This is a genomic window from Bacteroidota bacterium (assembly GCA_034723125.1).
Classification (GTDB): domain Bacteria; phylum Bacteroidota; class Bacteroidia; order CAILMK01; family JAAYUY01; genus JAYEOP01.
The window spans coordinates 1-3547 of the sequence record JAYEOP010000199.1; the positions used below are offsets into that span (position 1 = coordinate 1).

Genomic DNA, 3547 nt, shown 5'->3' on the forward strand with positions numbered 1-3547 from the left:
GAGGAGTGAGGCTAAGGCTAAGAAAATTAGTCAAATAACCAAATAAACAAATAACCAAATAAACAAATAACCAAATAAACAATCTCCCAAATCTACATTACTAAATTTGTTAACTTATCAGTTATTTTAAAATCGTAATCAGGATAATCGAATATTGGCATTCTTTCTTTGGTTTCGCCTAAGGAATATCCATAAACGCTTTCGTATTCCGAAATATCTTCACCCATTTCTTCAATTTGTTTAATATATTCTTTCATCGTTTTGGATTCGATAATAATTATTCTATCCATTTTTTCGATAATAGGACTATGCTTTCTTGTGTGGTCATAATCGAATTCAAGAATACGTTTGCCAAAACGAGTAATACCTATAACTCTAAAGGTTAAGCTTTTTCCAACTCCAGGTAAATTCATAACATTCCTATCAGTAGAAAGGAAAGGAAGATTCAACTTTTTCTTTAGTTTTTCAAGATTCTCAACCATGTTTTCCGGATCATTTGATAAATCTTTTACGCTCTTATAATACTCTTTTGGTATTTCGCCAAGCACTTTTTCTTCAATTTGCTCTTGAACAGTTCGGGCATTTGTACTGTAATTATATTTATTTTCTAAATAACCTTTTACAGAAAAGGAGTAATAAGGTACTACCCCGACTTCGTTAAGCACTTTGCGTAATTTAGCTGTATGACCTCGCTTAGAAGCCGCAGCAGTAAAAACAAGCTGATTTGTTACTATCCAACCGGCAGATATTAATCTTTCAATTCCGAGTTTTGCTTCAGGTGTTATTTCCATTGCAGATTCAAAATGGGTTTGGATTATAAATTGTTTTATCCCGATTTTTGATGCTTTTTCTTTAAAGTTTGCTAATAATTTTATTAAATCAGTTGTAATTCTTTGAGGCAAATAAGCAGGTAGTCTTGTGCCAAGTCTTATTCTTAGCATTTCTGCATATTTCTCACCGTCTTTACGTTTTTTATTTGCTTCAATTTTTCGAACTGACATTTCATAAACAGCATCAAGTATTTTTTGAAGAGATTTATCTGAACTCATCAATGCATCGCCACCTGTTATTAATATGTCTCTTAATTGAGTATCATACTCAAAATATTTGAGCAACCTTTCAAGTTTTTCATCCCATGTTTCATTCGGTTTTAATTTGTCTAAGTTGAAATTAAGATTACCACTTTGAAAATCATACATCCGTTGGCACGAAACACAAAGTCCACCACATGCACGACCTACTGTATCAGGAATTAAAATTGATACTTCAGGATATCTTCTATGAACATTAGTGCCTGAAGGGAGAATCCATCCTGCTGCATTCGGTTTGCCTGGTTCTATAATATCTTCTTTTTCCCATGCTTCAATATTCCCGAATGTGTTTATAAGCTCGTTGCTTACAATTACATAATCTCTAATAGCATGATCGGAGCCTGGAGCAAAATTTGGTCGTTTGATATTAAGGAGAGACAAATAGTAAGGATTTATAAATAAAGGAATTCCTTTTTCTTGTGCATCATGAAGTTTTTGCATTATCCTTGGTGAAAGCGAAAAACCAAGCATCTCATTAAGTAATTCAGGCTTTCGTATGGCAAATCTTAAATGAAAAAGTCTTTCATTCCACCACTTATTTGCCTTGTCTATTTTTTCTTCCTGCGATAGTCCTTCTTCAAAATAATATTTATTATCCTTAATTTCACCAGTATCAATTTTTTTTATAAAAATTTTTAATATCCTGTTTCGATTTTTTTTCCGAATTTGTTTCATCCTAGCATCAAGCCCACTGGGACGTTTATCCATCCATTCTAATACTTTTTCTTTGGATGGTAATTCTCGGGTAGTAGTTTTGTTAAACTGACGAAACAGATGCAACATATCTTCAAAAAAATCAGGTTTTGCTCCTCCAGTACCATATTTGTAAGCGGTCCAAAGAACTCCGAAAGGTTGATTTTTTACAGGAGATGTGTATTCCAAATTTGGTGATGAAAATATTTCCCCATTATTCTTTATGTAATCCATCATTCGTATTGCAGCAAAATCCTGCCACGATAATTTTTGCATTACTTCATAACCACTTAGCTCTTTTTTATAATATTTATACGCAAGTTCATTGTCTTTAAAGTAATCAAGGACTAATTGTTTTATTTTTTCAGTAGCTTCTTTTCTATTCTGAGAACTCTTGAGTATTTTATAAATAGTTGGATTTTCATTTAAAATTTTTCTAAGAATATTATACGATTCTATATTAATTGAAACCCTATCAAGATAATAAATATCTTTAACTTCTTTCTTCTGTTTTTTTTTGGTTTTAACCTTAACCATAAATAACCCTCTTTTTTAGTAACTTAAAAATTAAAAAAATCCTTTAATAAAGTAAATCAAAGGTATTTTATTCCTTGTGCAATATAGCAATAATTTTGCTAAAGCCAAAATGATGTATATCTCAAAAAAATTGATTCTATATCAAATACTGTGGGTAATCAAATTGTTTCGGTTTTTAAAAATTATATCCAATTGAGACTACTGGCAAGGGATGAAATTCTAACCTCAATCCTCCAACATTATTTATGTCTGATTCATTAAGCAAACTTGTTTCAAGAAGAGGGGTAAATCCAACTCTTAAAATCAACCGACCATTAGGTTTTTGATATCTGTATCCAATTCTTCCTGAGTATAACCAACTCCAGAACCAATAATTTGGACTATTATCTATATTTCGAGTAGCTTCTCTAATTATAACTAATCCTAATCCAGTTTCAAGGTGGTGATTATTAAATGAAAATAATTCATTTATTCCAATTGGTATCCACACATCTCTTATACCGGAAGAGGGAGGATAGTAAGATATTCCTATTTGACCTGCTGTTTTAAAAGCATTATTATTGATGAATATTCTTTCATAATTTATTGAATAGAGTAATCCATGACCTCCCAAATCTATTTGAACACTATTTTGTAAATTAATTTTTTGACTTAGATGGAGGTCTTGACAAACTACGAATAATGGAATCAGTAATACTATAATTAGTGCTTGAATCTTTTTCATTGGGATGTTTTCGCTTACTAACGTACTTGAATTCAGTATATTGTATGGGTTTGTATATGATATTATAAATTATTAGACTTTAGATAAGAATCCAAAATATATCTTTTTATTCTTTGGAGCGGTAATGCTTGCTAACTTCTAAATTATATATACTATGTTTTATATTTCGTCTTTGTTCATTGTAGTAAATTTTGCTAATTTGCAATGTATTTCATGGAGCCGTACTTTTAACGAAGGAATATCAGCCGCCTCAATTAGCATTTTTTATTTATTTATTCTTTAATTCGTTAATTTCCTTTTCTGTTAATCCTGTATATTTCATTATTTTTTCAACAGCTTCATTGTCTTTTAACATTTCCTTTGCAATTTCAATACTTCTTTCATCTTTTCCTTTTTCGAGATATGTATTTTTTATGTTAAATATGTCTCGGTAAGCATTTACACTTGCTTCGTATTGTTTGTATTCGTCAGGTTTAAGTTTCGCAATTTCTGCCGTTTCAAA

At 30.6% G+C, this 3547-nt stretch carries 3 protein-coding genes; all 3 read right to left on the reverse strand.

Features of this window, described 5'->3' with window-relative positions; genetic code table 11:
* Positions 1-92: 92 nt before the first annotated feature.
* Positions 93-2321 carry a KamA family protein gene (locus U9R42_05835; GenBank protein ID MEA3495541.1) on the reverse strand — a complete coding sequence of 743 codons (2229 nt, stop codon included), beginning with the start codon at positions 2319-2321 and terminating at the stop codon, positions 93-95.
* Positions 2322-2496: 175 nt separating this feature from the next.
* Positions 2497-3045, reverse strand: a complete 549-nt coding sequence (locus U9R42_05840; GenBank protein ID MEA3495542.1) for a hypothetical protein — start codon at positions 3043-3045, stop codon at positions 2497-2499.
* A gap of 268 nt (positions 3046-3313) precedes the next feature.
* On the reverse strand, positions 3314-3547 hold a 234-nt coding region (locus U9R42_05845), incomplete at its 5' end, for a hypothetical protein (GenBank protein ID MEA3495543.1).